General features: G+C 70.3%; 19 protein-coding genes. 11 read left to right on the top strand and 8 right to left on the bottom strand.

From position 1 onward, the window contains the following. Positions 1 to 17: 17 nt before the first annotated feature. On the bottom strand, positions 18 to 1,385 hold the full coding sequence (locus tag AC3IYI_RS12735) for a cytochrome P450 (protein ID WP_489410280.1): 1,368 nt from the start codon (positions 1,383 to 1,385) through the stop codon (positions 18 to 20). Positions 1,386 to 1,670: 285 nt separating this feature from the next. Here AC3IYI_RS12735 and AC3IYI_RS12730 point away from each other — a divergent pair, with 285 nt between their 5' ends. Together AC3IYI_RS12730 and AC3IYI_RS12725 are read left to right on the top strand one after the other, a co-directional pair. Further along, positions 1,671 to 2,750 carry a polyprenyl synthetase family protein gene (locus tag AC3IYI_RS12730; protein WP_489410279.1) on the top strand — a complete coding sequence of 360 codons (1,080 nt, stop codon included), beginning with the start codon at positions 1,671 to 1,673 and terminating at the stop codon, positions 2,748 to 2,750. Positions 2,751 to 2,890: 140 nt separating this feature from the next. After that, positions 2,891 to 3,490 carry a GNAT family N-acetyltransferase gene (locus AC3IYI_RS12725; protein ID WP_489410278.1) on the top strand — a complete coding sequence of 200 codons (600 nt, stop codon included), beginning with the start codon at positions 2,891 to 2,893 and terminating at the stop codon, positions 3,488 to 3,490. Here AC3IYI_RS12725 and AC3IYI_RS12720 read toward each other — a convergent pair. Next, positions 3,468 to 4,175 (bottom strand): alpha/beta hydrolase, encoded by a 708-nt coding sequence (locus tag AC3IYI_RS12720; RefSeq protein ID WP_489410277.1) that lies wholly within the window; start codon positions 4,173 to 4,175, stop codon positions 3,468 to 3,470. The genes AC3IYI_RS12725 and AC3IYI_RS12720 overlap by 23 nt on opposite strands. Positions 4,176 to 4,613: 438 nt before the next feature. Here AC3IYI_RS12720 and AC3IYI_RS12715 point away from each other — a divergent pair, with 438 nt between their 5' ends. The 3 genes from AC3IYI_RS12715 to AC3IYI_RS12705 are packed head-to-tail and all read left to right on the top strand — an operon-like array spanning position 4,614 to position 7,157. Continuing rightward, positions 4,614 to 4,835: an MbtH family protein gene (locus tag AC3IYI_RS12715; protein WP_489410276.1), complete on the top strand. Its 222-nt coding sequence runs from the start codon at positions 4,614 to 4,616 to the stop codon at positions 4,833 to 4,835. Continuing rightward, positions 4,832 to 5,332 (top strand): winged helix-turn-helix domain-containing protein, encoded by a 501-nt coding sequence (locus AC3IYI_RS12710; RefSeq protein WP_489410275.1) that lies wholly within the window; start codon positions 4,832 to 4,834, stop codon positions 5,330 to 5,332. Before AC3IYI_RS12715 ends, AC3IYI_RS12710 begins: the two co-directional genes overlap by 4 nt. 55 nt (positions 5,333 to 5,387) lie before the next feature. Beyond that, the gene (locus AC3IYI_RS12705; RefSeq protein WP_489410274.1) at positions 5,388 to 7,157 is read left to right on the top strand and encodes a non-ribosomal peptide synthetase; all 1,770 of its coding nucleotides are present in this window, start codon (positions 5,388 to 5,390) and stop codon (positions 7,155 to 7,157) included. 49 nt (positions 7,158 to 7,206) lie between these two features. Here the strand turns inward: AC3IYI_RS12705 and AC3IYI_RS12700 are convergent, their stop codons facing one another. From AC3IYI_RS12700 to AC3IYI_RS12675, 6 genes are all read right to left on the bottom strand, one after another. Further along, a complete protein-coding gene (locus AC3IYI_RS12700) occupies positions 7,207 to 8,430 on the bottom strand; it encodes a cytochrome P450 (RefSeq protein ID WP_489410273.1) in 1,224 nt (407 codons plus the stop codon). Positions 8,431 to 8,569: 139 nt separating this feature from the next. Further along, positions 8,570 to 9,070 (bottom strand): winged helix-turn-helix transcriptional regulator, encoded by a 501-nt coding sequence (locus AC3IYI_RS12695; protein WP_489410272.1) that lies wholly within the window; start codon positions 9,068 to 9,070, stop codon positions 8,570 to 8,572. Further along, on the bottom strand, positions 9,067 to 9,615 hold the full coding sequence (locus AC3IYI_RS12690; RefSeq protein WP_489410271.1) for a flavin reductase family protein: 549 nt from the start codon (positions 9,613 to 9,615) through the stop codon (positions 9,067 to 9,069). Before AC3IYI_RS12690 ends, AC3IYI_RS12695 begins: the two co-directional genes overlap by 4 nt. Positions 9,616 to 9,621: 6 nt before the next feature. Beyond that, positions 9,622 to 10,875, bottom strand: coding sequence for a pyridoxal phosphate-dependent aminotransferase (locus AC3IYI_RS12685; protein WP_489410270.1), 1,254 nt, complete (start codon positions 10,873 to 10,875; stop codon positions 9,622 to 9,624). Between the two features lie 41 nt (positions 10,876 to 10,916). Next, positions 10,917 to 11,663, bottom strand: coding sequence for an SDR family NAD(P)-dependent oxidoreductase (locus AC3IYI_RS12680; RefSeq protein WP_489410269.1), 747 nt, complete (start codon positions 11,661 to 11,663; stop codon positions 10,917 to 10,919). After that, the gene (locus tag AC3IYI_RS12675) at positions 11,660 to 12,394 is read right to left on the bottom strand and encodes a thioesterase II family protein (protein ID WP_489410268.1); all 735 of its coding nucleotides are present in this window, start codon (positions 12,392 to 12,394) and stop codon (positions 11,660 to 11,662) included. Before AC3IYI_RS12675 ends, AC3IYI_RS12680 begins: the two co-directional genes overlap by 4 nt. A 152-nt stretch (positions 12,395 to 12,546) precedes the next feature. On the opposite strand from AC3IYI_RS12675, the gene AC3IYI_RS12670 reads away from it, so the two are divergent. From AC3IYI_RS12670 to AC3IYI_RS12645, 6 genes are all read left to right on the top strand, one after another. Beyond that, complete coding sequence (locus AC3IYI_RS12670; protein ID WP_489410267.1) at positions 12,547 to 14,169, top strand: (2,3-dihydroxybenzoyl)adenylate synthase; 1,623 nt, start codon at positions 12,547 to 12,549, stop codon at positions 14,167 to 14,169. Beyond that, the gene (locus AC3IYI_RS12665) at positions 14,166 to 14,915 is read left to right on the top strand and encodes a tryptophan 2,3-dioxygenase family protein (protein ID WP_489410266.1); all 750 of its coding nucleotides are present in this window, start codon (positions 14,166 to 14,168) and stop codon (positions 14,913 to 14,915) included. The genes AC3IYI_RS12670 and AC3IYI_RS12665 overlap by 4 nt, the downstream gene beginning before the upstream one ends. A gap of 79 nt (positions 14,916 to 14,994) precedes the next feature. Further along, positions 14,995 to 16,515 carry a tryptophan halogenase family protein gene (locus tag AC3IYI_RS12660; RefSeq protein ID WP_489411518.1) on the top strand — a complete coding sequence of 507 codons (1,521 nt, stop codon included), beginning with the start codon at positions 14,995 to 14,997 and terminating at the stop codon, positions 16,513 to 16,515. A 13-nt stretch (positions 16,516 to 16,528) separates the two neighbouring features. After that, positions 16,529 to 21,085, top strand: coding sequence for a non-ribosomal peptide synthetase (locus AC3IYI_RS12655; protein WP_489410265.1), 4,557 nt, complete (start codon positions 16,529 to 16,531; stop codon positions 21,083 to 21,085). Further along, a complete protein-coding gene (locus AC3IYI_RS12650; protein ID WP_489410264.1) occupies positions 21,082 to 25,404 on the top strand; it encodes a non-ribosomal peptide synthetase in 4,323 nt (1,440 codons plus the stop codon). Before AC3IYI_RS12655 ends, AC3IYI_RS12650 begins: the two co-directional genes overlap by 4 nt. Beyond that, a complete protein-coding gene (locus tag AC3IYI_RS12645; RefSeq protein WP_489410263.1) occupies positions 25,401 to 26,471 on the top strand; it encodes a Gfo/Idh/MocA family oxidoreductase in 1,071 nt (356 codons plus the stop codon). The genes AC3IYI_RS12650 and AC3IYI_RS12645 overlap by 4 nt, the downstream gene beginning before the upstream one ends. The last annotated feature ends 74 nt before the right edge of the window (positions 26,472 to 26,545 follow it).

The raw sequence follows: 26,545 nt of genomic DNA, 5'->3' as shown, positions 1-26,545 counted from the left end.
TCATGATCTGCCTGCCTCTAGTTTCGAAGATCGGTGATCGTCGCTTTCCGGGCCGGTGCGTGCCGGCGTTCCCGGAGCCTCATCGGGAGCGGGCCCGGTTTGAGCGTGGCCCGGGCGACGGGCCGCATCGGCCGGTCGTTGACCGGGCTCAGGTTCCAGCGGCCCGCGATCCCCGCGATGGCCAGCAGCGCTTCGTTGAGCGCGAACTGGTCGCCGATGCACTTTCTGGCGCCCGAGCCGAAGGGGAGCACCGATCGGCGTGCCTCCTCGCTCATCGCGCCGGGCTGCCAGCGATCCGGATCGAAGGTTTCGGGGCTGGGGAACAGATCCGGACGGTGGTGCAGGATGTAAGGGCTGAGCAGGAACGTCGTCCCCTCGGGGAACTCGTGACCGCCGAGTTCGCAGGCCGTGGTGGTGGCACGGGTGAACATCCACGCCGGCGGATAGAGGCGAAGGCTCTCCATGAGCACCTGCCTCGTGAACGTCAGACCGGGGAGATCCTCGAAGCGGGGTGCGGCCCGGCCGTCGAGCAGGCCGTCGACCTCGTCCCGGAGGCGGGCGCCGACCTCGGGGTGTGCGCCCAGCAGATGGAAGGTGAACCCCAGCGCCGTCGCGGTGGTCTCCGAGCCGGCGATCAGAAGGATGAGGACCTGATCGAAGATCTCCTGCGTTCCGAGCGGGGCTCCGGTCGCCTCGTCGCGCGCATGCATCAGGCTTGCGAGAAGGCCGGGGTCCTCGCCCTTAGTGCGCCGCACCTCATCGATTATCTCTTCGGTGAGCTTTCGCATCTCGGCGATCGCGCGGGGATACTGCCGGTTCATCTTCGTGGGAACGAGCGACAGCAGCCGTGCCGGGACGAACATGCGCCGGAAGAAGCCGTCCATGAGAACCGGGAGCCATTTCTCCACCTGGGTCACCAATTCGTGGTCCGCAGGCACCGAGAACAGGGATCTGGTCGTGATGCGAAGGGTCAGGGTCGCCATCGCCCTGTCCACGTCCACGACTTCGCCTGAGCGCCATGTGCGCGTCAGCACGTCTATTTCGTCGGCCATGAGCTCGGCGTAGTGGCTGATGTGCTTGTGGTCGAACGAGGGCTGCATCAGCGGGCGTTGTCGGCGATGGTCGTCCCAACGGCTGGTGACCAGGCCGTTTCCCACGGCTTCGCGTCCCCGGTCGTAGAACAGGCCGCCCTTGTCGTACACGCGGGCGTCTTTGAGTATCTTCCGGAACAAGCCGGGCTCGCAGGGCACGTAGGCATCGCCGGGACCGATCCGGACTTTCACGAGGTCGCCGAATTCCGGAAGTGTCTTCAGGAATTCCAGCGGCCGGATGAGCAGCGGCAGGGCATGGCCTGCTAAAGGCAGGCTTCGGGGGGCAGTTCTCATGACAGGTTGCTCCGGCATGGCTCCAAGTACCGCAGATCGGCGTCGTCCCCAACAAGGGCCGAAGACGCGCAACGTGTCGCGCTTCGGCCCCGTGTCGCGCTTGCCGACGAAAGGCGCGACACGGGGCCGAAGCGCGACACGTCAGTCGGTCTGTGGCTCTTGCCGGTGGGGCCCCCGGGCGGTGCAAATAGATGTCGTACACGTACGGAAACCTATTCCCATTCCCCTTGAAGAAGCGCTGCGCATCACCGCGTCCGACACCTCAGAGACCACGGAGGACATCCTGTGACCGGGACTCTCACCTCACCTGCCGGCCTGGACCTCGACTCCTACCGGATCCGGGTGGAATCGCACCTGGCGGCGTTCCTCACCGGGAAGATCCACACCGCACAACCCCACGCCGTTCCCGCGGTCGAGGGTCTGCGCACGTTCCTTGCCGCCAGCGGCAAGCGGATCAGGCCCCTGCTCTGCGCGTGCGGCTGGTATGCCGCCGGGGGCGGGCCCGAGGAAGCCGGTCTGGTTCCGGCCGGGGCCGCTCTCGAGATGTTCCACGCCTTCGCCCTGATCCACGACGACGTCATGGACCGTTCCGACGTCCGCCGCGGCCTGCCCACCGTCCACCGGGCCATGGCCACCGAATTCGCCCTGACCCACTCCGACGCCGAAGCGGAGCAGTTGGGCATCGGCGCCGCGATCCTCATCGGCGACCTCGCGATGACCTGGTCCGACGAACTCCTGCGCAGCATAGGCCCGTCGCCGGACCGACTCGCCGCCGTGTTCTCGCTGATCGACGAGATGCGTACGGAGGTCATGTACGGGCAGTACCTCGACCTGACGGGCGGCGGGCAGCTGGAGGCCTCCACCCGCCGGCCGCTCACCGTCATCAGGTACAAGACCGCGAAATACACGATCGAGCGGCCCCTGCAGATCGGGGCGGCGCTCGCCGGCGCGGACGGGCGGCTGCTCGATGACCTCAGCGCCTTCGCGATCCCGCTCGGCGAGGCGTTCCAGCTGCGCGACGACCTCCTCGGGATCTTCGGCGACCCGGGCGAGACCGGCAAGTCCCGCTCCGACGACCTGCGAGAGGGCAAGCACACCGTCCTCGTCGCGCTCACTCTGGCCGCCGCCGACAAGGGGCAACAGGCCGACCTGCGCGAGATCCTGGGAGACCAGGCGCTCACGGAGGACGCGGCCGAGCGCGCGAGGGAGATCATGACCGCGACCGGCGCCGCCGCGGGCGTCGAGCAGATGATCGGGGAGCGCTACCGCCAGGCCATGGACGCACTCGAGGCCGCCCTCTTGCCCGAACCCGTCGAGCACGCGCTGCGCACCATCGCGCAGGCGGCCGCCTGGAGGACCTCGTGAGCCCGGCGCGGCATGCGTGGATGTCCGCAAAGAAGCCGATATAGGCATCGACTTTTTCCGTACCCGTTGAATTGCTCAAGTATTCACGCAATGATCGAGCGGAATCGAATATAGTCGGTGATTGCATCCTGGAGGTTGAAGTGAGCGATGTGACCGTGCGGCCGATTTCTGCCGCCGAGTTGGAAGTCGCGTGTCGAATAGTCGGACTCGCCTTCGCCGATAATCCGAGCAATCTGGCCACCGTGCGCGGTGACCAGGACAAGGCCACCCGGGCGATGGAACAGGGAACGCGCATCATCAAGCTCGGGAGCAGTTTCAGTCACGCGCTCGGCGCCGAGCGCAATGGCCGGCTCGTCGGCGTGCTGAACGCCGCACAGTGGCCGCACTGTCAGATGACGATGGGCGAGAAACTCAAAACGGCGCCGATGATGATCCGGACGATCGGCTTCAACCTGCCTCGCGCCTTCAAGGTGATGAGTTCGAGGGCCAAGCACGAGCCCCGCGAGACCCACTGGCACATCGGGCCGGTCGCCGTCCACCCCGAGGAGCAGGGGCACGGGGTCGGGACGGCGCTGCTCAGGGCGTTCCTCGACGAGGTCGATCAGCAGGGGACCCCCGTCTTCCTGCAGACGGATGTCGACCGCAACGTCGTTCTCTACTCGAAGTTCGGCTTCAAGGTGGTCTCCCAGGAGGAGATCCTCGGCGTCAACACCCGCTTCATGTGGCGCGAGGCGCGCTGAGCGACCGCAGCACCGCGTGCAGCTCCTCGATGACCCGCAGGCTGCACGCGGCCGCTGCCGGCACCGTGTCCTGCATCAGGAAATAGCCGTGGACGAGACCCGGCCCGGGTACGGCGCTCACGGACACGCCCGAGGCGTCCAGCTTCTGGGCCAGCAGCACTCCCTCGTCGTGGAGCGGGTCGAACTCGGCCGTGGCGAGAACCGTCGGCGGCAGGCCCCGCAGGTCGGCGTTCAGCAGGTCGACGGCGGGATCGCTGCGGTGCCTCGGGTCGGGGACGTACATCGCGTAGTTCCAGACCATGTCGTCGACGGTCAGCAGATAACCCTCGGCGTGGTCGCAGGCCGAAGCGATCCGCAGACTCGGATCCACGGGCGGGTACACCAGCAGCAGCGCGGCGAGGTCCAAGTCGCCGGTGTCGCGCGCGTCGAGGGCGACGCCCAGCGACAGGCTGGCGCCGGCGCTGTCGCCGGCGATCACGTGGTCGCGGCCCGGGAAGGACCGGGCCGTCCAGCGGGCCGCGTCGACGGCATCGCGCAGCGGAGTGGGGTAGGGGAACTCCGGGGGCCGCCGGTATGCGGCGGAGACGACGACCGCGCCCAGTGATGCCGCGAGGATCCGGCAGGCCCCGTCGTGAGTGTCGAGGTCACCCAGGACCCATCCGCCACCGTGCAGATAGGTGATCACCCGGCGCTCATCCGATTCCGGGGTGTACACCCTGCACCGGATCGAGGATCCGTCCGCGGTGTCGATCGTCTGATCGACGGAGGTGACGGCCGCGCGGGGGAGGCCGCCTCCCCGGTGAGGGGGGCGCAACGCACTCGCCCGGTACCGCTCACGGGCCTGCTCGACGGTCAACGCGCGATCAGGGACAGGAGGATCGCCGGCGCTCTGCCAGGCGATCAAGCTGCGCAAAAACCGGTCCAAAGGCATCGGGGCCCCCCGCGGGCTGGTTCGTGGAATCAACGATTAACGGTAAATGGTTCGTTCTGTAAGAACCAGGGTGAGGATCGCTCAAAAGTAAATGCGGATTGCATAGGCGTATATGGAAAATCAATCCTTCTCTGGTTCGGGACGCTGCTGTACCGTCGAGTGGTGGTTCCAGCTCGGGGGAAGGTTGCCATCATGTCCAATCCATTCGAGGAAGACGGCCGGGACTACCTGGCACTTTGCAATGACGAGGAGCAGTATTCGCTCTGGCCGCAGGGTGTGGATGTCCCGGCCGGCTGGCGTGTCGTGTATGGGCCGGCCGCCCGGGAGAAGGTCCTTGACCACGTCGAACGGTTCTGGACGGATATGCGGCCGAAGAGCCTGCGGGACGCCATCGGGCAGGGAGACTGTCGGTGACGGCCGATCTGAAGAGCTGGGTGAGATTCGTCCGCTGGCCCGCGGAGAGCAGTATCCGCGAGGAGTGCAAGGCACGGCGGCACCTCTGTCTGCTGGTCGTGGAGCACGGCGCTCCTCCGCCCGAGCGGATCGGCCTCTACGAAGACTGGGTGCGCCCGCCCATCGTTCCGGAGGATCTCCAGGCCCGGGTCAGCCAGTTGGAGGCCCGTGCCGTCCTCAACGAGAAGCCCGTGCTCGACCCGGCCGGCGTCCTCTGCTTCCGGGACTCGTCCGTCACGCTCTCCACGCTCCAGTGCGAGATCCTGGCCCCGCTGGTAGCCCGGTACTGCCAGGTGGTCTACCGCAACGAGCTGGGGAAGATCCTCGAGCAGTGCGGTGCCAGCGCCTCCAGCAACGCGATCGACCTGCACGTGCTCCGGCTGCGCCGACGCCTTCAGCCCGTCGGCCTCGCGCTGCGCAACGTCTGGGGACGCGGCTTCACCATCGAGCCGAACTAGCGCCGCGCACCACTTTCCGTACCCATCACGCTGGAAGTCTGCGCCGGAGGCGAAGTTGAGTGTTTTCCCGGATTTCTTCGAGACCAAGGTCGCCGAGTCGGCCGATGCGCCGGCGGTCGTCTTCGCGGACACCGTCGTCGGCTACGCGGAGCTGAACGCACGGGCGAACCGGCTGGCCAGGCGGCTGATCGCGTCCGGCGTCGGCCCCGACCGGCTGGTGGCGATCGCGGTGCCGCGTTCGGTGCAGCTGATCGTCGCGGTGCTCGCCGTGCTGAAGGCCGGCGGCGCCTACCTGCCGCTGGACCCGGCCTACCCGGCCGACCGGCTGACGCACATGATCACGGACGCGAAGCCGGTCATGTCGCTGCGGACGCAGGACGTCACCCTGCTGCAGCTGGACGTGCCCGAAGTCGTGCTCGACGACCCGTCCTTCGAGGCCGCCTGCGCGCAGGAGAGCGGCGCCGACGTCACCCAGGACGAGCGCCTCGCGCCGCTGCGCCCGGCCCACCTGATGTACGTCATCTACACCTCCGGTTCGACCGGCGTGCCCAAGGGCGTCGCGGTCACCCACTCCGGCGTGGCCGACCTGGTCTCGACCCAGGCGAGGGTGTTCGAAGTCCGTCCCGGCGAGCGCGTGCTGCAATGGGCGTCCTTCAGTTTCGACGCCTGGTTCTGGGACTTCACGCTGGCCCTGCTGAACGGTGCGGCCCTCGTCATGGCCGAGCAGCACGACCTGATGCCGGGTGAGTCGCTGCGCGACACCATGCTGAAGCACGGTGTCGACCACGCCGTCCTGCCGCCGGTGGCGCTGGGCATCACCGACAGCGAGGGGCTGCTGCCCGGCGGCACGATCACCTCCACCGGCGACGTCTGCACGAGGTCCCTGGCGGCGGAGTGGTCCAAGGGCAGGCGCCTCTACAACGGCTACGGCCCGACCGAGGTGACCGTGGGCGCGTCGATCGGCGGGCCGATCGACGGCATCCAGGAGGAAGTGTCCATCGGGACGCCGTGGGACGGCAGCGCGGTGTACGTGCTCGACGGGTCGCTGAACGACCTGCGCGACGGCACGGACGGCGAGCTGTACCTGGCGGGGTCAGGAGTGGCCCGGGGTTACCTGAACCGTCCGGGCCTGACCGCGGCCCGGTTCGTCGCGGATCCGTACGGCCCGCCCGGCAGCAGGATGTACCGGTCGGGCGACAAGGGCAGGCGCGAGGCCGGCGGCGAGCTCTTCTTCACCGGCCGGGTCGACAACCAGGTCAAGGTGCGCGGCTTCCGCGTCGAGCTGGGTGAGGTCGAGGCGCGGCTGGAGAGCCACGAGGCCGTGGAGATCGTCGTCGCGGTCATGGGCGGTGACGACGCCTCCTCCCAGCACATCGTCGCCTACGTCAAGCCCTCGCCGCGTCACGAGGCGACGGAGGAACAGCTGCGCGAGCACGTTCGCGGCGCCCTTCCCGAGCACATGGTCCCGTCGGCCGTCGTCATGCTCGAGCGGTTCCCGACCCTGCTGAACGGGAAGATCGATCGCAGGGAACTCGAGGAGCGGGCGGCGCGCACCGCGCCCGAGACAGTGGTGCCGCCCGTCGCCGCGGGCGGCGGGGGATCGTACGAGCAGATCCTCTGCGGCATGGTGAGGGAGACGCTGAAGATCAGCGAAGTGGCCCCCGAGGACAACTTCTTCGATTTGGGCGGCCATTCGGTGCTCGCCGCGAAGCTGGCCGGGCGGGTGCGCAAGGAGCTCGGCGTGGTCGTGCCGATGCGCGACATGCTCGCGGCCGAGAGCATCGCGGAGCTGGCGAAGATCATGGAGCGGGCCGAGCGCGCCTGATCCGAGCGCGCGCCCGAGCGCGCCTGATCCGAGCACGTCTGACCCGGCCTCAGCGGCCTTCGAAGCGGACCGGCAGGTCGTCGTAACCGTTGAGGAAGTTCGAATAGACCGGCCGGGGCGTGCCGCACAGCTCCATCCGGTCGACGTGGTCCACCAGGGCGGTCAGCAGCATCCTCAGCTCCGCGCGGGCGAGGAACGCACCCAGGCAGTAGTGCGGGCCGTGGCCGAACGAGAGGTGCTTGTTGGGCGAGCGGGACAGCGTGAACCGGCGCGGCTCGTCGAAGACCGCCTCGTCGTTGTTGGCGGAGACGGTCCACAGGGTGACGATGTCGCCGGCCCGTACCGTGTTGCCGCTGATCTCCATGTCCCGGACGGCGGTGCGGGCCAGGTGGAAGGAAGGCGTCGACCAGCGAAGGACCTCTTCCACGGCCGACTCGACGGAGACCTCGCCGGTCCGCAGGGCCTGCCACTGGCCGGGATGGTCGATCAGGGCGAGCACCCCGGAGATCGCCGAGACCCGGGACGTCTCGTCGCCGCCGAGGATCAGGCTGTAGCAGTTGACCGCGAGTTCCTCGACGGTGAGCGGGCGGCCCTCGACCTCGGCGGCGGCGAGCAGGCTGATGACGTCGTCGCCGGGGTTGTCGCGGCGCTCCTGCGCCAGATCCATGAAGTAGAGGACGATCTCGTTGCGCGCGCTGAGCGCGTCGAGCTCATCGTGCTCGGCGTGGACCGAGGAGAGCGCCATCTTGTTCCAGCGCAGCAGGTCCTTGCGGTCCGCCGCGGGAACGGACAGCAGATCGCAGATCGTGTTCATCGGGATCCGGTCGGCGATCTCGGCGGCGAAGTCGAACGGGCCCCGCCCGACGACCGAGGACACGAGCTCGGTGGTGCGCTGCCCGACCTTCTCGACGACCTTGCCGAGGACCCGCGGCGTGAAAGCACTGAACAGCAGGCCCCGCAAGGGCCGGTGGCGCGGGGCGTCCGTGACCGCCACCATGCTCCCGCCGGCGGAGTCGTCGCCGCGCAGGACGACGTCGAGGACGTTTCCCCGAGCGGAGATCAGGGCCTCGTCGGTGTGCAGCGGTTGCACGTCGGCGTAGCGGGACACCACCCAGAATCCGGGGTTCCGAGCCGTGGGCTCGTGCCAGTAGACGGGATTGCGGGCACGCACGGCGCGCCAGAACGCGTGGACGTCGTTGTTCACGAACGTGGCCGGATCGGTGAGGTCCAGAGCGAGGTCCACAGAACGTGCACCGGGATCGGTCCGGGTCATGGCTGACGGTTCCTTCTCGCTGGGTGGAGCGGCTGGGGGAGCTCGGGCCAAGCCTGTCGGCCGCACGCCGAGGCGTGCGGCCGACAGGGAAAGGAACCACCGGCCCGGCAGAGGATGGAAGGGCCGGTGGCCGTATGTGTCACCGCCGCACCGGGACCTCCGGATAGCGGGCGATGAGGGCTTCGCTGGCCTTCGGGCCGCGGGCGAAGACGTAGCCGGGGGTGTCGAGCCGGCGGCCGGTCAGCCGGTCGACCACGACCGGGTCCACCCGCGCGCCCGTCTCCTTGTCGACCAGGACGACGCTGCGGTCCTCCGGAGCCAGCCGGTGGTTGCCCACGGCCGTCATGACCAGGAGGAGCGGGCGGAGCGAGCGGCCCAGATCGGTGGGCCGGTACGCCGGGTCACCGGGCTCCGCAGCGTCACCGGGCTCGGCGGCGTCGTCGGGCTCGAGGAGGCCTTTGGCCGTCAGTACGGCGATCCGCTCCGCCAGGACGTCGGCGGGGGTCTCGAGGTTCCGGCGGATCGATGCGAACCGGGTGTGGCCGTCGAGGACCTCGTGCAGGATCTCCAAGGTCCACCACTGGTCGATCACCCCGGCCGTGCGTGCCAGCGGGCAGTCGTGGATGCGCGCCCGGGTCATCGTCCGCTCCCGTCGTCCGTCGAAGCCGGCAGGGACCAGTACCGGCGCATTCCGTACAGCAGCGGATTCACCGGCCGGGTCGCGTGGGCCGCCACCCGCAGCACGTGCCCGAAGACCACGACGTGGTCACCGACAGGCAGCGTCGTGCTGACCCTGCAATCCGCGATCGTGTGGGCGTCCTCGGTCAGGTGCGGGACGCGGGACTCCGGGTCCCGCACCCATTCGACCTTCTCGAACCGGTCCGGCGCACCGGAGGAGAACAGCTGCGCCACCGGTTCGGCCCGGTCGTGCAGGAGGTTGACGGCGAACGCCGATGCTTTGAGCAGCGCCGACAGCGTCGGGCTCTGCGCACGCAGGCAGACCAGCAGGGTGGGCGGCTGGAGCGAGACACCGGCCAGCGAGGAGCAGGTCATGCCCCACGGCTCGTCATCGGGTCCCACGGTGGTCACGATCGTCACGCCGGCCGGGTGCGCCGTCATGAGGGAACGGAAGGCCGCCGGGTCGACCATCGCCCGCGTTGCCGTGCCGGCCAGGGAATCCGCCATGCTCGGTCACCCCCTCGTTTCGGCGGCGCATTCCTCGACGAACTCCACGATCCGCCGCACGCCGGTCTCGAGTGCCGCCGGATCGACGCAGAACGCGATCCGGATCAGGTGCCGTGCCCAGGGCGCGTAGTCGTGGGAACGGATGCGGCCCTTGTCGTCGACATCGGGGCGCATGGCGAACCCGTTGCCCGCCACCACCGCGACGCCCTTGCGCTCGAGCAGCCGCATCGCGAACGACTCGGCGTCCAGGCCGGACCTGCTCACGTCGAGCATCGCGTACCAGCCGCCGGCGGGCAGCTCGTGCAGCAGCCCGGCCTTGATCAGCGGCGGCAGCGAGACGTCCCGGTTGCGCTGCACCAGCTTGCGGTTGGTCGCAGTCGAGTCCGCCCGGCTCTTCAGCGCGGCGATGCCCGCGTGCTGCACCGGGGTCGAGGTGCCGATGATGCCGGCCTCCTGGACGACCCTCATGACGTCGGCGGCGCGATCGGTGGCCGGAGCCACGTAGCCCAGCCGGTAGCCGGTCATCGCGAAGCCCTTGGAGAAGGTGAAGACGCTGTGCACGATGCGCTCGGCGACCGGGACGTCGCGCTCGAAGGAGGCGACCGAGATGTGCTCCCCCTCGTAACAGAAGTGCTCGTAGGCCTCGTCGCTGATGACCTGCCAGCCGTTCCTGCGGGCCAGGTCCAGCAGGGTGCGGAGCTCGTCGCCGTCGAGGACCGCGCCGGTGGGGTTGGCCGGAGAGTTGATCAGAAGGACCCGGGTACGGGGCGTCGCGGCGGCCGCGATCCTGTCGGGATCGGGCCGGAAGCCCGGGCCGAGCGGGTACAGGACCGGCCGGAAGCCCGCGAGCAGGCTCTGCTGCAGGTGGACCGGCCAGTGCAGCTCCGGCAGCAGGATCTCGGCGCCGGGCTCGGCGAGCGAATGCAGCAGGCCGGTCAGCCCCTGGGCCGAACCGGGCGAGATCAGCAGCCTGTTGACGTCACTGTCCAGCCCGTTGTCCGTGCGCAGCTTGTCGGCCGCCGCCTCGCGCAGAGCGGTCAGGCCCTCGACACCGGTGTACTTGGTGTCACCGCGCCCCACGGCATCCACGAAGGCCTGGGCGACGTCCTCGGACGGATGGAAGTACGGGTCGCCGACGTGCAGCTTCACCACGTCGATACCGGTCTCCTTCTCCAGCTTCTCCGCGGCCCAGAAGATGCTGACCAGGCACGACGAAGGAATGGAACCGGCGACGGACACGTTCTCTGGACTCACGCTCATACCCCTTTGTTCGGCGAGAGAGTTCTCGGGCAGCAGGTCGGTCATGCGGTGCGACCACCGTCGACGGGCATCAGGGCACCGGTGACCCAGCCCGACACCTCCGTGTCGAGCAGCAGGCAGACCCACCGGCCGATCTCCCCGCCCTCCCCGAACCGCCCCATCGGGGTCGACTCGAGCAGGCCGGCCCGCAGCCGTTCGGCGCCCGCCGCGTCCAGGCCGGTCTCGTCCCACATCGGCGTCAGCACCGGTCCGGGCAGGATGGCGTTCACCCGTACGTCCGGCGCCAGTTCCACCGCCAGGGAACGGGTGAGGCTGTTGACGGCCGCCTTGGTCGCACCGTAGAAAGCCCGCCCCGGCATGGACAGGACGCCGCCGACCGACGAGATGTTGACGACGCTGCCCCGGCGGGCACGAAGGTGCGGCAGGGCGCACCGGATCAGCTCGGCCGGCGCACGGACGTTCACGGCGAACATCGCGTCGAACAGTGCGGGGTCGGCCGTCTCCAGGCTGGCGAACCGGGCCAGGCCCGCGTTGTTGACCACGGCGTCGACTCCGCCGAACCTGGCGGTCGCCGCCGCGACGATCCGTTCGGCGGCCCCGGGCGCGGCGACGTCCTGGACGACGACGCACACGGCGTCCCCGTACGGCTCCGCCAGCTCCCGCAGCGGTTCCTCGCGGCGGCCGACCACCGTGATGCCGGCGCCCTCCTTCAGCACGCATTGCGTGATGCCCCGGCCGATGCCCGTGGCCGCGCCGGTGACGATGACGGACTTTCCGGCAAGGGTCATGGCAGGGTCGCGCCTTCCAGGAGGACTCCGACGATCTCGGCGATCAGTTCCGAGGGCTCGGCGAGGAGCCCGAAGTGCCCGCCCGGCCAGGCCCGTACGCTGGTCCGGCCGGTGGTGACCGCGGCCCAGGGCGCGACCCGTGCGGGGTCGACCAGCGGATCCTCGGTGTTGTAGTGGCAACGGACCTGGCAGCGAAGCGGCTGCGCATGCGCCGTGGGCCGGTAGGTCTCGTTGAGCCCGATGTACGCACGAAGCGTCGGGAGCAGCAGATCCCGTAGGTCTTCGTCGTCCGCGATCGACGGGTCGATTCCGCCGAAATCCCGCAGGGTGGACCACAGTTCCGCGTCACCGGCCCGGTGCATCGTGCCGCCGTGGGCCCGCCCCGGTGCGAGCGACCCCGAGACGACCAGCCCGTGCACGGGGCGTCCGTCCGCCTGCAGCACCCTCGCGGTCTCGTACGCGGCCAGCGCGCCCAGGCTGTGCCCGAACAGGACGCAGCGGGCCGGATCCAGCCGCGAGAGCTCCGCGGCCACGCACGACGCGATCTCGGCGATGCCGCCCGCGGGCGTCTCGCGGATCCGGTCCGCCTGGCCCGGGTACTGCACTGCGCACAGCTGGGTGCCCGCCGGCATCGCCGACGACCAGTCACGGTAGGCCGCCGCGGTACCGCCGGAATGGGGGAAGCAGACCAGCCGCGCCGTCGGGCGCTCCTCGCCGCTGATGACCCGCACCCAGCTTCGTCCATGAGTTCGCACTCGGTTCACGACATCAGGTTCACCAAGCCGTCGGCCTCTTCGGCCAAAACTTTCAGAGCTCTGTTGGGGACTGATGCGGCAGCGGAGACCCTGCCCGACTCTGATGGCGTCGCAACCGAGGAGGAAGCATGCTGGACGGGTTCGTGCCGTGGCCACCCGACTTCGCGGAGAGGTACCGGCGAGTCGGCTACTGGACGGGTGTCTCCCTCCACCAACGGGTGGCCGACAGTGCGCAGCGCCACCCGGACAAGGTCGCCGCGGTGGACATGAAACGCCGGGTCACCTACACGGAGTTGCTCGACGAGGCCGACCGCATCGCGTCCGGCTTCCTGGATCTCGGCGTCCGCAGGCACGACCGGGTCGTGCTGCACCTGCCGAACGTCATCGAGTTCCTGTCCACCATGATCGGGCTGCTGCGCATCGGGGCCATCCCCGTGATGGCGCTGCCCGGACACCGCCGGGACGAGATCCTCCACCTGGTACGCGCCTCGGAGGCGGTGGCCTACGTCGGCCCGGACCGTTTGCAGGGGTTCGACCACCGGCAGCTGGCCCGCGAGGTTCGCGCCGACGCACCGGGGCTGCGGCACATCGTGATAGCCGGCGAGGCGCAGGAGCACACACCGTTGTCCGAGCTGGCCGCTTCCGAGCCGCGGGACCTGCCGGTGGTCGACGCCTCCGAGGTGGCGCTGCTGCTGCTGTCGGGCGGGACCACGGGGGTGCCGAAGCTGATCCCCCGGACCCACGACGACTACGTCTACAACGTGCTCGCGTGCGCCGAGGCGACCGGGTTCGACGAGAACGGTGTGTACCTCGCCGCGAATCCGGTGCCGCACAACGCGGCGCTCGGCTGCCCCGGCGTGCTGGGCGCGCTGATCGTCGGCGGAAAGGCCGTCCTGGCAGCCAACCCCAGCCCCGGCCTGGTGTTCCCGCTCATCGAGAAGGAGGGCGTCACGCTCACCGCGCTGGTGCCCGGGATGGCGCTGCTGTGGGCGGAAGAGGCGCTCGGCAGCCCGGTCGACATGACCGGCATGACCATTCAGGTGGGCAGCTCGAAGTTCGGGCCGAACGCGGCGGAGCGGGTCAGCAAGAACCTCGGGTGCCGGATCATGAACGTGTTCGGCACCGGTGAGGGACTGATCACGCACACCCGGCTCGACGATCCGCAGGAGGTCGTCTTCGGCACCGAGGGCAAGCCGCTCTCGCCCGACGACGAGATCAGGATCGTCGACGCCGAGGACCCCGACGACGCCGACGTCGCCCCCGGCGCGACCGGCGAGCTGCTCACCCGCGGCCCGTACACGATCCGGGGCTATTTCGCCGCGCCGGAGGCCAACCAACGGGCTTTCACCGCCGACGGGTTCTACCGCACCGGCGACCTGGCCCGCATGACGGCGGACGGGAACATCGTCATCGAGGGCCGGCTGAAGGACATCATCCATCACCTCGGCGAGAAGGTCTCGGCCGAGGAGGTGGAGGGCCACGTGCTGACCCACCCGCTGGTCCGGGACGCAGCGGTGGTCGGCGTGCCGGACGAGGAGCGGGACGAGCGCGTCTGCGTGTTCGTCGTCCTCGCCGCGGGAACGGACGACGCGGCGCCGCCGCTCTCGCTGCGCGCGATCAGGGAGCACATGCAGGGCCGCGGGCTGGCGGCCTACAAGCTGCCGGACGACCTGGTCATCGTGCCCGACTTTCCCCGCACTCCCGTCGGGAAGATCGACAAGAAGCTCCTGCGTGAGGGGCAGTTGCAATGAACGATCAAGCAGACATCGAGCACTGCCCGGCGTACGGGGAAAGGCTCAGGCTGGACGAACTCCTCGAGATCGCCCGCGTGCACGACACCCCGGAACGCGCCCTGTTCTTCGGGGCCCACCAGGCGTGCGAGATCTGGTTCGCGGTCATCCTGCGCCACCTGGAGTCCGCACGCCGGGCACTGACCGAGGGCAAGGGCGCCGAGGCCTGCGTCCATCTCGAGCGGCTGCCCCAGATCATGCTGGTGGTCACCCAGCACTTCGATTCCTTCCGTGCGTTGACGCCGGACGAGTTCAACGACATCCGGGTGACGCTCGGGACTTCGAGCGGCTTCCAGTCCGTCCAGTTCCGCGAGATCGAGTTCCTTTGCGGGGTCACGGACCGCCGGCTGCTGAACATCGCCGGGCTGACCGACCGCGACCGGGCCCGGATGCTCGGGCGCCTCGAAGAGATGTCGCTGGACGCCGCGTTCGCCGAGTACCGGGACCGTGCCGGTGCGGACGCCGACCGGGTCCACGACGCGATGGCCGCCTTCGACGCCTCGATGCGCTCCTGCAGGGGGCGGCACGCGGCCGTGGCGGAATTGTTGCTCGGCGGCGAGGCGGGCACGGCCGGCTCGTCCGGCGCCGCGTATCTGTGGCGCGCGGCGGAACGAACCCTTTTTCCAGAACTCTTGGCGGCCGAAAAGCCGACGTCACCCGAATTTGGTCAGTGTTGTGATGAAGGAGTACGCAGTGACGACTGTTAGTGGCGTGGACAACCAGCAGGCGAAGGACCCGGGCAAGACGAAGCGGGTCGTGATCGTCGGTGGCGGTACGGCGGGATGGATGACGGCGTCCTACCTGGTGGCCGCGTTCGGCGACCGGATCGACGTGACCGTCGTGGAATCGGCCCGGATCGGCACCATCGGCGTCGGTGAGGCGACCTTCAGCGACATCAGGCACTTCTTCGAGTACCTCCAGCTGGCCGAGTCGGACTGGATGCCGGCCTGCAACGCCACGTACAAGCTGGCCGTGCGCTTCGAGAACTGGCGGGAACCGGGTCACCACTTCTACCACCCGTTCGAGCAGCTCGGCTCGGTCGACGGGTTCCCGCTCAGCGACTGGTGGCTGCGCCACCCGACCACGAGCCGGTTCGACAAGGACTCCTTCGTGATGGCGTCGCTGTGCGACGCCGGGCGCTCGCCCCGCTATCTCGACGGAAAGCTGATCGACCAGGGATTCGTCGAGCACGAGCGCGAGGAGAACTCGGCCCGCTCGACGATCGTGGAGTACCAGGGGACGCAGTTCCCGTACGCCTACCACTTCGAAGCGGCCCTGCTGGCGAAGTACCTGACGGCCTACTCCACCCAGCGCGGCGTCCGGCACATCACCGACGACGTCACGGACGTCTCGGTCGACGGGGACGGATTCATCTCGCACGTGCGGACGGCCGAGCACGGGGAGCTCGAGGGCGACCTGTTCGTGGACTGCACGGGATTCCGCGCGCTGCTGCTGAACAAGGCGCTGGGCGAGCCCTTCGAGTCGTACCAGGACACGCTGCCCAACGACAGCGCGGTCGCACTCCAGGTGCCGATGGACATGGACCGCGACCCGATACGGCCCTGTACCACCGCGACGGCCCAGGCGGCGGGGTGGACCTGGACCATCCCGCTGATCGAGCGCATCGGCACCGGCTACGTCTACGCCAGTGACTACGCCACGCCCGAGGAGGCGGAGCGCACGCTGCGCGAGTTCGTGGGACCCGCGGCAGCGGACGTCGAGGCGAACCACATCAAGATGCGCATCGGCCGCAGCCGCCGTTCCTGGGTGAAGAACTGCGTGGCCGTCGGGCTGTCGAGCGGGTTCGTGGAGCCGCTGGAATCGACCGGCATCTTCTTCATCCACCACGCCATCGAGCAGATCGTCAAGTACTTCCCGTCCGGCCGCGACGACCACCACCTGCGGAACCTGTACAACGACTCGATCGCGCACGTCATGGACGGTGTCCGCGAGTTCCTGGTGCTGCACTACGTGGGCGCCAAGCGTGCCGACAACCAGTACTGGAAGGACACGAAGACGCGCAAGATCCCGGACGCGCTGGCCGAGCGCATCGAGGGCTGGAAGCACAAGGTGCCGGACGCGCAGACCGTCTTCCCGTACTACCACGGGCTTCCGCCGTACTCGTACAACTGCATCCTGCTGGGCGCCGGCGGCATCGAGGTCCGTCACTCGCCCGCACTCGACCTGGCCGACGAGCGGGCGGCGCTGGCCGAGTTCGAGCGCATCCGCCTGAAGGCGGAGAAGCTCGTCCAGGAACTCCCGACCCAGAACGAGTACTTCGCGAGCATGCGCGCCCGCGCGCTCTGAGGGGAGCTTCGAAATGGACCGGCAAACAGCCCTGCGCGAACTGGTGTCCGACGTCCTCGGCATCGAGCTGACCGCGGCGGACGACGACTGCAATCTCTTCGAGCTCGGCCTACAGTCCATGAGCCTGATGCGGCTGGTGAGCCGGCTCAACCGCGCCGGCCTCGACGCCTCGTTCGCGGAGCTGGCCGACGACCCGCGGCTGTCTGCCTGGTCCGAGATGGTGCCCCCCCTCGAAGGCGGGGAACCGGCGCCGGAAGCCGTCGGGGAGCACGCGGCGAACACGGCGAACGCGGCGTACGAGGAGCACAGCGACGAGGCGGACCGGAGCTTCCCGCTGACCGCGGTGCAGCAGGCGTATCTGATCGGCCGCGGAGAAGGCCAGCCCCTCGGCGGCGTCGGCTGTCACAACTACGTGGAATTCGATGTGGTCCGGCCGGTCGAGCCGGACCGCCTCGAGCGGGCCGTGCGGGCGCTGCTCGCACGTCATCCGATGCTCCGGGTGCGCTTCACCGACGACGCGACCCACCATGTCCTGCCCCAGTCGCCGTGGCCCGGCCTGACCGTCAACGACTTCCGCGCTCGCGCGGTCGCCGAGGCGCAGGCCGCGGCGCTGGACCTCCGCGACCGGCTGTCACACCGGGTCCTGGAGGTCGGCCGCGGAGAGGTCATCGACGTCCAGCTGACACGGCTGCCCGGCGGGGTCGACAGGATCCACTTCAACACGGACCTCCTGGTCGCCGACCTGGCCAGTTTCCGGCTGATGCTCGTCGAGCTGGCCGCCCTGTACGAAGACCCGGAGAGCCTCGGCGAGATCGGCTACACGTTCGGCCGGTATCTCGCGGACCAGGCCGCCGGCCGCCGTGTGGAGAGCGAGCGGGCACGCCCGTACTGGCAGCAGCGGGTCCCGTCGCTGCCGGGCGGGCCCAAGCTGCCCTTGGCGATCGACCCCCTGGCCGTCGCCGCCCCGCGGTTCGTCCGCCGGTACTTCGATCTCACGGCGGACGAGTGGCTCACCTTGGAGCGGCGGGGCAACAAGGCGGGCCTGACGCCGTCGGTGGTGCTGGCCACCGCGTACTCCATGATCCTGAGCCGGTGGTCCGGCGACGAGCGCTTCCTGCTCGGCCTGCCGCTGTTCGACCGTGACCTCGGCGCGCACCCCGAGATCGAGCGCATCGTGGGCGACTTCACGGGTCTGGTGCTGCTCGAGGTGGACCTTTCGGGATCCGGCTTCGAGGAGTGCGCCCGTGCCGTTCAAAAGCAGGTGCACGAGGACATCGGGCACGCGGCCTACAGCGGCGTGGACGTCCTGCGTGACCTCGCCCGCGCCGACCTCGACTCGCCCCGCAGCGCGCCCGTCGTGTTCTCCCTCGACCTATCGGCGCCGCTGATCCCGGACGAGTTCGCGGAGCGCTTCGGCGATGTGAGCTGGATGATCTCCCAGACGCCGCAGGTCTGGCTCGACCATCAGATCTACCGAACCCGGGAAGGCAGCGTGCGCATGGTCTGGGACGCCGTCGAGGAACTGTTCCCGGACGGGGTCCTCGACACGATGATGGCGGCCTACGAGGCATTGGTCCGCGATCTGCTCGACGGCGAGTGGGAGGCCGCGCCACCGGAGATACCGTTGCCGGCCGCGCAGCGGACGACACGGGCGGCGGCCAACTCCCAGGTTCGTACGGTCACCGAGAACCTTCTGCACACGGCGTTCTTCGAGCGCGCCGCCGAGCGCGCCGGGCAGCCCGCCCTGCTGTGGGGCGAAGGCGAATCGACGGCTCACGACGAGCTCGCTCAGCGCGCGCTCCGCATCGCGGGTGCGCTGGCGCAGCGCGGAGTCGGCCGCGGATCGTACGTGGCCGTGGTCGCGCCCAAGGGCGCGCAGCAGATCGAGGCGGTGCTCGGGGTCCTGGCCGCGGGCGCGGCGTACGTGCCGGTCGGCGTCGACCAGCCGGCGGAGCGGCGCGCCCGCATCCTGGAGCTCAGCGGCGCCGAGGTCGTCCTCGACGGCAGCGGGCTCCTGGGACCGGCCGATGCCGGTGTCGAGGTGCTCTCGATCGACGCGGCGGCGCTCGCGCGGCCGCTGAGCGCACCGGTGCCGGCCGAACCGGAGGACACCGCGTACGTGATCTTCACCTCGGGCTCCACGGGTGTGCCCAAGGGGGTCGAGGTCAGCCACCGCGCCGCGGTCAACACCGTCGAGGACCTGGGCGAGCGGTTCGGGATCGGGGCCGAGGACCGGGTGCTGGCGGTGTCCGCGCTGGATTTCGACCTCTCGGTGTGGGACGTCTTCGGGTTCCTCGCCGCCGGCGGCTCCGCCGTCCTGGTGCCGGAATCCGGGCGGCGCGACGCCACCGAGTGGCTGACGCTGTGCCGGCGGCACGGGGTGACCGTCTGGAACACCGTCCCGGCCCTGCTCGAGATGCTGCTGACCGCGGCGGACGGGTCTGCGCTCCCCGGCACGCTGCGCCTGGCCCTGCTGTCCGGCGACTGGATCGGGCTCGACCTGCCCGAACGACTGGCCCGGGCGACGGACGGCCGGTGCCGGTTCATCTCGCTCGGCGGCGCCACCGAAGCGGCGATCTGGTCGAATGCGTACGAGGTCACCGAGGTGCCGGCGGGCTGGCGGTCGATCCCGTACGGGAAGCCGTTGCGGAACCAGAAGTTCCGGGTGGTGGACGGGCGGGGCGGGGACTGCCCGGACTGGGTGCCCGGTGAACTCTGGATCGGCGGCGCCGGTGTCGCTCTCGGCTACCGGGGCGATCCCGAGCTGACCGCGGCACGCTTCCCCGAGCACGAGGGCGAGCGCTGGTACCGCACCGGCGACCTCGGCCGCTACCGGCCCGACGGCAATCTGGAGTTCCTCGGGCGCCTCGACCATCAGGTGAAGATCAACGGCTTCCGGGTCGAGCTGGGGGAGGTCGAAGCCTGCCTGCAGGGGCATCCCGAGGTGGCTCAGGCCGTCGCCGTTGCGGTCACCGAAGGACGCCGGGAACTGGTCGCCGCCGTGGTCGAGCGTTCGTCGGCGCCGGACCGGGTACGGGAGGACGCGGATCACACCGGGAACGCGTTCCTGCCGCCCGACGCCCCGGCCGCGAACGATCCGCATCTGCACGAGCACCGGCTGGTGGAGGTGCTGCTGGCCGAAGTCCTCGCACCGCTGGTCGGGACCGACGGCGTCCACCCGCCGGTCTGCGCCGAACAGCGTCCGGTGGCGGACATCTGGCTCGCGTACCTCGGCGACCGCCGCGTGCTCGTCCGTGGCGCCGGTGGGGCGTACGCGCACGGTGCCCGATGGGACGAGGTCACGAGCCCGGTGTGGATCGGCCAGGTTCGCGAGGCCGCCAAGGGGACGTGCTTCGAGGCCGTCGCCGCCGCGCTGGAATGGGCCGGGCCGCTCCTGTCGGCCATCATGTCCGGCGACGCCGACGCCACCGCCCTGCTGGACGATCCGGTCCTGGCGCCGGAGGCACTCGGCGATCTGATGCCGGCGACGGCAGCCTGTCTCGGGGCCGTCGCGCAGGACCTGCGGGCACGCAGCGGCGGCGCCGCGCGGCCGCACGTCGCGGAGTGGGACGTGGCCGGTGGCCGTGGCGCCGCGCGACTGCTCGCCGCACTGGGCTCCGACGCGGTCGAGTACACCCTGCTCGGCTCCTCGAAACCGGCGCTGGCCAGGACCCAGACCCTGTTGGAGGAGCGGGGGCACCACACCCGGACCGCCCTGCAGGGCGCCGACGCCGTCGCGGTGCAGCACCTCCACGCCTACGACGCCGTCGTGGCCAACAACGTCCTGCACCGCATGGCGGACCCGGAAGTGGCCGTGGCCACCCTGGCCTTGCTGCTCGCTCCCGGCGGACGCCTCTACCTGCTCGAACGCGCACATCCGACGCCGCTCGGGCTGGTGACCGCGCTGCCGTTGGAGGCGCGTGCGGGGAGGTTCGAGGCGGGCCGTCCCCCAACCCCCTGGCTGTACGACTCCGACCGCTGGCGGCAAGCCTGCGCCGGGGCCGGCCTGTCCGATGTCCGGGTCCTGCGCACCGAGGCCGGCGGCGAGATCCTGCTCCGCGCGGACCGGCCCGAGACGGCCGGCGGGTTCGATGCGGCCGGACTGCGCCGCTGGGCGGCCGACCGACTGCCGGAACACATGGTTCCGGCCCACTTCGCCGTGCTGCCCTCCTTGCCGCTCAGCGCCAACGGAAAGATCGACCGGCGGCAGGTGCAGATCATCCTCGAACAGTCCGTCGACCGGCCGCGAGACGTGGGCGATCCGCCGCAGGGCGCCACCGAGAGCTTCGTCGCCGAGCGGTGGATGAAGCTGGTCGGGCTGGAATCGGTGGGCCGGGACGAGAACTTCTTCAGGCTCGGCGGCGACAGCCTGATCGCGACGCGCTTCGTCGCCGAGGTGCGCGGCGCCTGGGGCGTCGAACTGCCCATGCGCGACCTCATCCGGACACCGACCGTCGCGGGGCTGAGCGCGCTGATCGACGAGCTCCGTGCAGCCGACGCGCACGAAGACGCATACGAAGACGCATACGAAGACGCGTACGAAGACGCGTACGAAGAGGGTGCGGTGTGAACGCCAACGACCTGCTCGAAGAGTTCTCCGGCGCCGGGATCCGCCTGTGGCGCGAGGGCGGGCAGCTGCGGTTCCGCGCGCCCCAGGGCGCCATGAACGACCAGCGGCTGGCGGAGCTGCGCCGCCACAAGGCGGAGCTGCTGACCCTGCTGGCCGACACCGGAGCGAGCCCCCAGGACGATCCGGTGTGGCGGGCCCGGCCCGACGAGCGGGAACAGCCCTTCCCGTTGACCGACATCCAGTCCGCCTACCTCTTCGGCCGCAATCCGGCCTTCGGCTACGGCGGCGTCTCCTGCCACATCTATCAGGAACTCGACTATCCGGCCGGCCTGGTTCCGGACCGGCTCCAAGAGGCCTGGGACGGTCTGGTGCGGCGCCACGACGCCCTGCGGATGGTCATCTGCGAGGACGGTACGCAGCGCGTCCTGCCCGAGCTGAAGGACACCCGCATCGCGGTCGCCGACCTTCGCGGAGCCTGCGCCGACGAGGCCGAAAGGGCGATCACCGGGGTGCGCGACGAGCTGTCGCACGCAGTGCACCCCACGGGCGAACGCCCCATGTACGAGCTGCGCCTGACCCTGGCCGCCGATCGCAGCGTCCTGCACCTGTCGGTGGATTTCATGGCGCTGGACTGGCTCAGCATGCAGCAGGTGCTGACCGAGCTGGACTGTCGCTACGAGCAGCCCGACTGCGAACTGCCCGAGATCGACGCCACCTACCGGGACTACGTTCTCGCCGAGCGCCGGCTGCGTGACACCGGCCGGTACACGCGCGACCGCGCGTACTGGTGGAACCGCATCGACGAGCTGCCCGGGCCGCCCGTGCTGCCGCTGCGCGACGACCAGGACCCGGCCACGACCCCGCCGCGCTTCCGCCGCCTGACGACGACGCTGAACAACCGCGTGTGGCAGTCGTTGAAGGCCCGCGCCGCCGAGCAGGGCATCACACCGGCCAATGCGGTGCTCGCCGCATACGTGGAGACGATCGGCCGCTGGAGCAGCACCGAACGGTTCAGCATCGGGCTGCCCGTACTCAACCGCATGCCGTTGCACCCGCACGTGGACCGGCTGCTCGGCGACTTCACGTCGCTGAGCCTTCTCGCCGTCGACCGCGAGGGCAGGACGAGCTTCACCGAGCGCGCCCGCGCCCTGGGCGAGCGGCTCTTCGACGACCTCCATCACCGGCTGTGCAGCGGGGTCGAGGTGCTGCGCGAGATCGCCCGGCGCCGCGGGCGCGAGGAGGCGATGCTCCCGGTGGTGTTCACCGGCAGCATCGGTGTCGGGGGCGGCGCGGTGTCGGTGGCGGGCAGGAAGCCGCGTCCGTCGTACGGGATCAGCCAGACGCCGCAGGTGTGGATCGACTGCCAGGTGGGCGACCAGTTGGGCGGCCTGGACGTGAACTGGGACCTGCGGGAGGGGATCTTCCCCGACGGCATGGTGGACGACATGTTCGCCGCGTTCGAGTCGTTGCTGCACCGGCTGGCCGAGCGCGCCGAGCCGTGGACCGCGGTGGAACCGCAGCCCTTGCCGGAACGGCAGCGCACCCTGCGCGCCGCGGTGAACGGGACGACGGTGCCGGCGCCCGAGGGACTGCTGCACGAGCCGCTCGTCGCCTACGCGCGCGAATTCCCCGACCGGGTCGCCGTGATCGACACCGCCGGGTCGCTGACGTACGGGCAGTGGTTGGGAGGCGCCGCCGCGGTGGCCGAGCAGCTGCGGGCCGCGGGGTGCGCCCCCGGTGACTTCGTCGGTGTTCTGATCGACAAGTGCCGGGCCCAGGTCGTCGGGGTGCTCGGTGTGCTGCTCGCGGGCGGCGTGTACGTTCCGGTCGACTCCGGCCAGCCCAGGGTCCGGCGTGATCGCATCCTCACCGACAGCGGCGCCCGGTTCGCGGTCGTCGCCGATGCCGCGACCGGCGAACTCCCGGAGGGCGTCCGGGCGGTGGCCGTGTCCGGGGTGCGGCCGGTCCCGGTGGCCGAGATCCCCGCAGGCCCCCGGGTGGCACCCGGGGAACTCGCCTACGTCATGCACACCTCGGGTTCGACCGGCGTGCCCAAGGGGGTGATGATCAGCCACCGCGCCGCGCTCAACACGGTGCTCGACATCAACCACCGCTTCGGCGTCGATGGCTCCGACCGCGTCCTGGGGCTGGCGGCGCTGAGCTTCGACCTGTCCGTCTACGACCTGTTCGGGCCGCCGGCCGTCGGCGCCGTCCTGGTGCTGCCGGACCCCGCACGCCGCGGTGACCCCTCGCACTGGGCCGAGATGGTGGCCGAGCACGAAGTGACGCTGTGGAACTCGGTCCCCGCGCAGCTGCAGATGCTGTTGCACTACCTCGACGGCGAACCCGCCCGGCCCGCCGGCCTGGAGGGGCTGCGGCTGGCACTGCTGTCGGGCGACTGGATTCCGCTGACCCTGCCCGGCCACGCCGGTCGGCACCTGCCCGACACCGAGCTGGTCAGCCTGGGCGGGGCGACGGAGGCGGCGATCTGGTCGATCTACCATCCCGTCAAGACCGTCGAACCGCACTGGCGCAGCATTCCGTACGGGATCCCGCTGGCGAACCAGCGTTTCCACGTGCTCGACACCGCACTGCGCGACCGGCCCGACCTGGTCGCCGGCGAGCTGTACATCGCGGGCATCGGCCTGGCGACCGGCTATCTCAACGACCCCGAGCGGACCGCGGAACGATTCGTCCGGCACCCGGAATCGGGGGAGCGGCTCTACCGCACCGGCGATCTCGGCCGCTACCTGCCGTCCGGCGAGATCGAGTTCCTCGGCCGCGCGGACCAGCAGGTCAAGATCCGCGGACACCGGATCGAACTCGGCGAGATCGAGGCGGTGCTCGGCGAGCACCCGATGGTGGGCACGTCCGTGGTCCTGGCGACCGGCAGCAGCGCGTTCGAGCGGGCCCTGGTCGCCTTCGTGATCGCACGGCAGCAGTCCGGATCCGTCGAGGCCGCGGAACTCATCGGATGGGTGGCCGACCGGCTGCCTTCGCACATGGTTCCCGCGCAGGTGCGTCTCGTCGAGACGCTGCCGCTGACCCCGAACGGCAAGGTCGACCGCACGAGGCTGCTCGCGTCGGCGCCGGCGCCCACCGCGCCGCAGAACGAGTCCTGCGAGCCGCCCCGTCCGGGCTGCGAGCAACGGATCGCCGAACTGTGGGCCGAGGTCCTCGGCGGCGAGCCGCCGAGCCGCGAAACGGGCTTCTTCGACGTCGGCGGGGACTCGCTGCTGGCGGCCCGGTTCGTCGGACGGGTCCGCGAACTCGTCCCGGAGGCCGCACACGTCACCTTCGATACGCTGCTGCGCGCCCTGCTGGACACCCCCACGGTCGCCGGCCTGGCCCAGTGGCTGCAGTCGGGCGCCGCGCCGGAACGGGCCACGGAGCCGGCCGCGGCGGCCCGGACGTCGTCGTTGATCCCGTTGGCCGGATCCGGGGCGGGACCGGTCCGGCTGCTGGTGCACGACGGATCGGGCAGCCTGGTGCCGTACCAGGCGCTGATCGCCGAACTCGGTTCCGGCGCACCCCTGCTGGGGCTCGCCGCCTCCGACAGCGATCGCTACCTCGGCCTCGCCGCACCGGACCTCATCGAGGAACTGGCCGTGGGATACGCCCGGGAGGTGCAGGCCGCCGGGCTCGACGACGTCGAGATCATCGGCTACTGCCTCGGCGGCCCGATCGCCCTGGAGCTGGCCCGCGCCCTGAGCGAGGCGGGCGTGACGGTGCGGCGGCTGACCCTGGTGTCCAGCTACCGCATCCCCTACCTGCTGCACGACGACCTCGTGGTCGACTACGCCTTCACCCGGACGATGGGCGCCGACCCGGAGGCCTTCGGCTGGCCCGCCGAGGAGGCGGTCGGCCGGGCCCTGGCGGCCGCGCTGGCCGGTTCGCCGGCCGTCCTGGCCGAGGGCGCCATCGGGCGGCTGGCGGGCGACGAGCAGCTCGAACCGGTCGCCGCACGGTTCCGCGCCCTCGGGCAGTGGGACAGCGCGGGGCGGCGAGCGGAACTGCATCGTGCGCTGGGCGACCCCGGCCAGGTGGCCGCGATGCATGCCGTCTTCGCGCGGATCCTCGAGGCGGTGGCGTGCTACGAGCCGCTCCCGTACGCAGGGGACGTCACCTTCCTGCGCCCCGTCGGGCCCGCGCACCTCCTCCCCGGCCTGCGGGACGACACGAGCGAGTTCTGGCGCGGGGTGTGCCTGGGGGACGTGACGGTGACCGACGTTCCGGGCGATCACTTCAGCTGCCTCCGGCCACCGCACGTGACGCACCTGACGGACGTTCCCACCGCGCAGCCGGTGGAGCGCCGATGACCCGCCCGATGCGCGTCGTCGTCTGCGGCACGCGCTTCGGACAGGTGTATGCCGAGGCCTTCGCCCGTGCGCCCGAGCGCATCCGGCTCGTCGGCATCCTGGCACGGGGCAGCGCCCGCTCCGCGGCGCTCGCCGAGGAGTACGGCGTCCCGCTGTACGACGCGGTCGAGCAGCTGCCCGGCGACGTCGACGCGGCCTGTGTCGTGGTGTCGACCGCGGTCGGCGGCGGGCGGGGCGCCGAACTGGCCAAGGCCCTGCTCGAACGCGGCATCCATGTGCTGCAGGAACATCCGGTGCACCCGGACGAGCTGGCGGACTGCCTGCGGGTGGCGCGCAGGACCGGGACCCAGTACCTGCTGAACACCTTCTACCCGCATCTCGAACCGGTCCGGCGGTTCACCTCGGCCGCTCGCTCACTGGTCCGGCTGCGCAAGCCGGTGTTCGTCGACGCCATGTGCGCGGTGCAGGTCTCCTTCGATCTGCTCGACATCCTCGCCGGGATCTTCGACGGGCTGCGGCCGTGGTCGCTCGATCCGGTCGACGGCCAGGCCGGCCGTCCGCTGGTCGGCGTGAACGCGCAGATCGCGGGTGTTCCGCTGACGCTGCGGGTGGAGAACCGGATGCAGGCGGGGGACGACAGCACCAGCCTGCTCCTGCACCGGATCACCATCGGCACCGACGCGGGCAACCTGATGCTGGCCAACACCCACGGTCCGGTGATCTGGAGCCCGGTGCTGCGCGTGCCGTCGAACCCGCAGGGACGGTTCTTCCCGAGCCGGGCGGACTCCGGGGAGGCGTGGTCGGACGACCTCGGTCCGACCGGCGCCTATGTGGGTGCGGCCGAGACGCCCACCTGGTCGGCCGCCGTCCACGAGGTGTGGGGGGACGGGGTGCTGGCCGTCATGGACGAGTTGCGCGAGCGCATGGAAGCGGGGGTGGACCCGTTGCACGGTCAGCAGCGCCATCTGGCCGTCGCCCGTGCCTGGAAAGAGCTGACGGAGACCCTCGGTTATCCCGAGGTCGCCGTACCGGAACCAGGGGAGGCGCTGACAATCGCGGATCTCTAGCCCACCTGGCCCGCGGCCAAGTACAGTAATATTTGTACGCGTACGATTGGAGAGGGATGAACACGATCGACGCT

The sequence above is a fragment of the Streptomyces sp. GL_148 genome (assembly GCF_057834205.1).
This window is presented reverse-complemented; position numbering and strand designations above follow the sequence as displayed.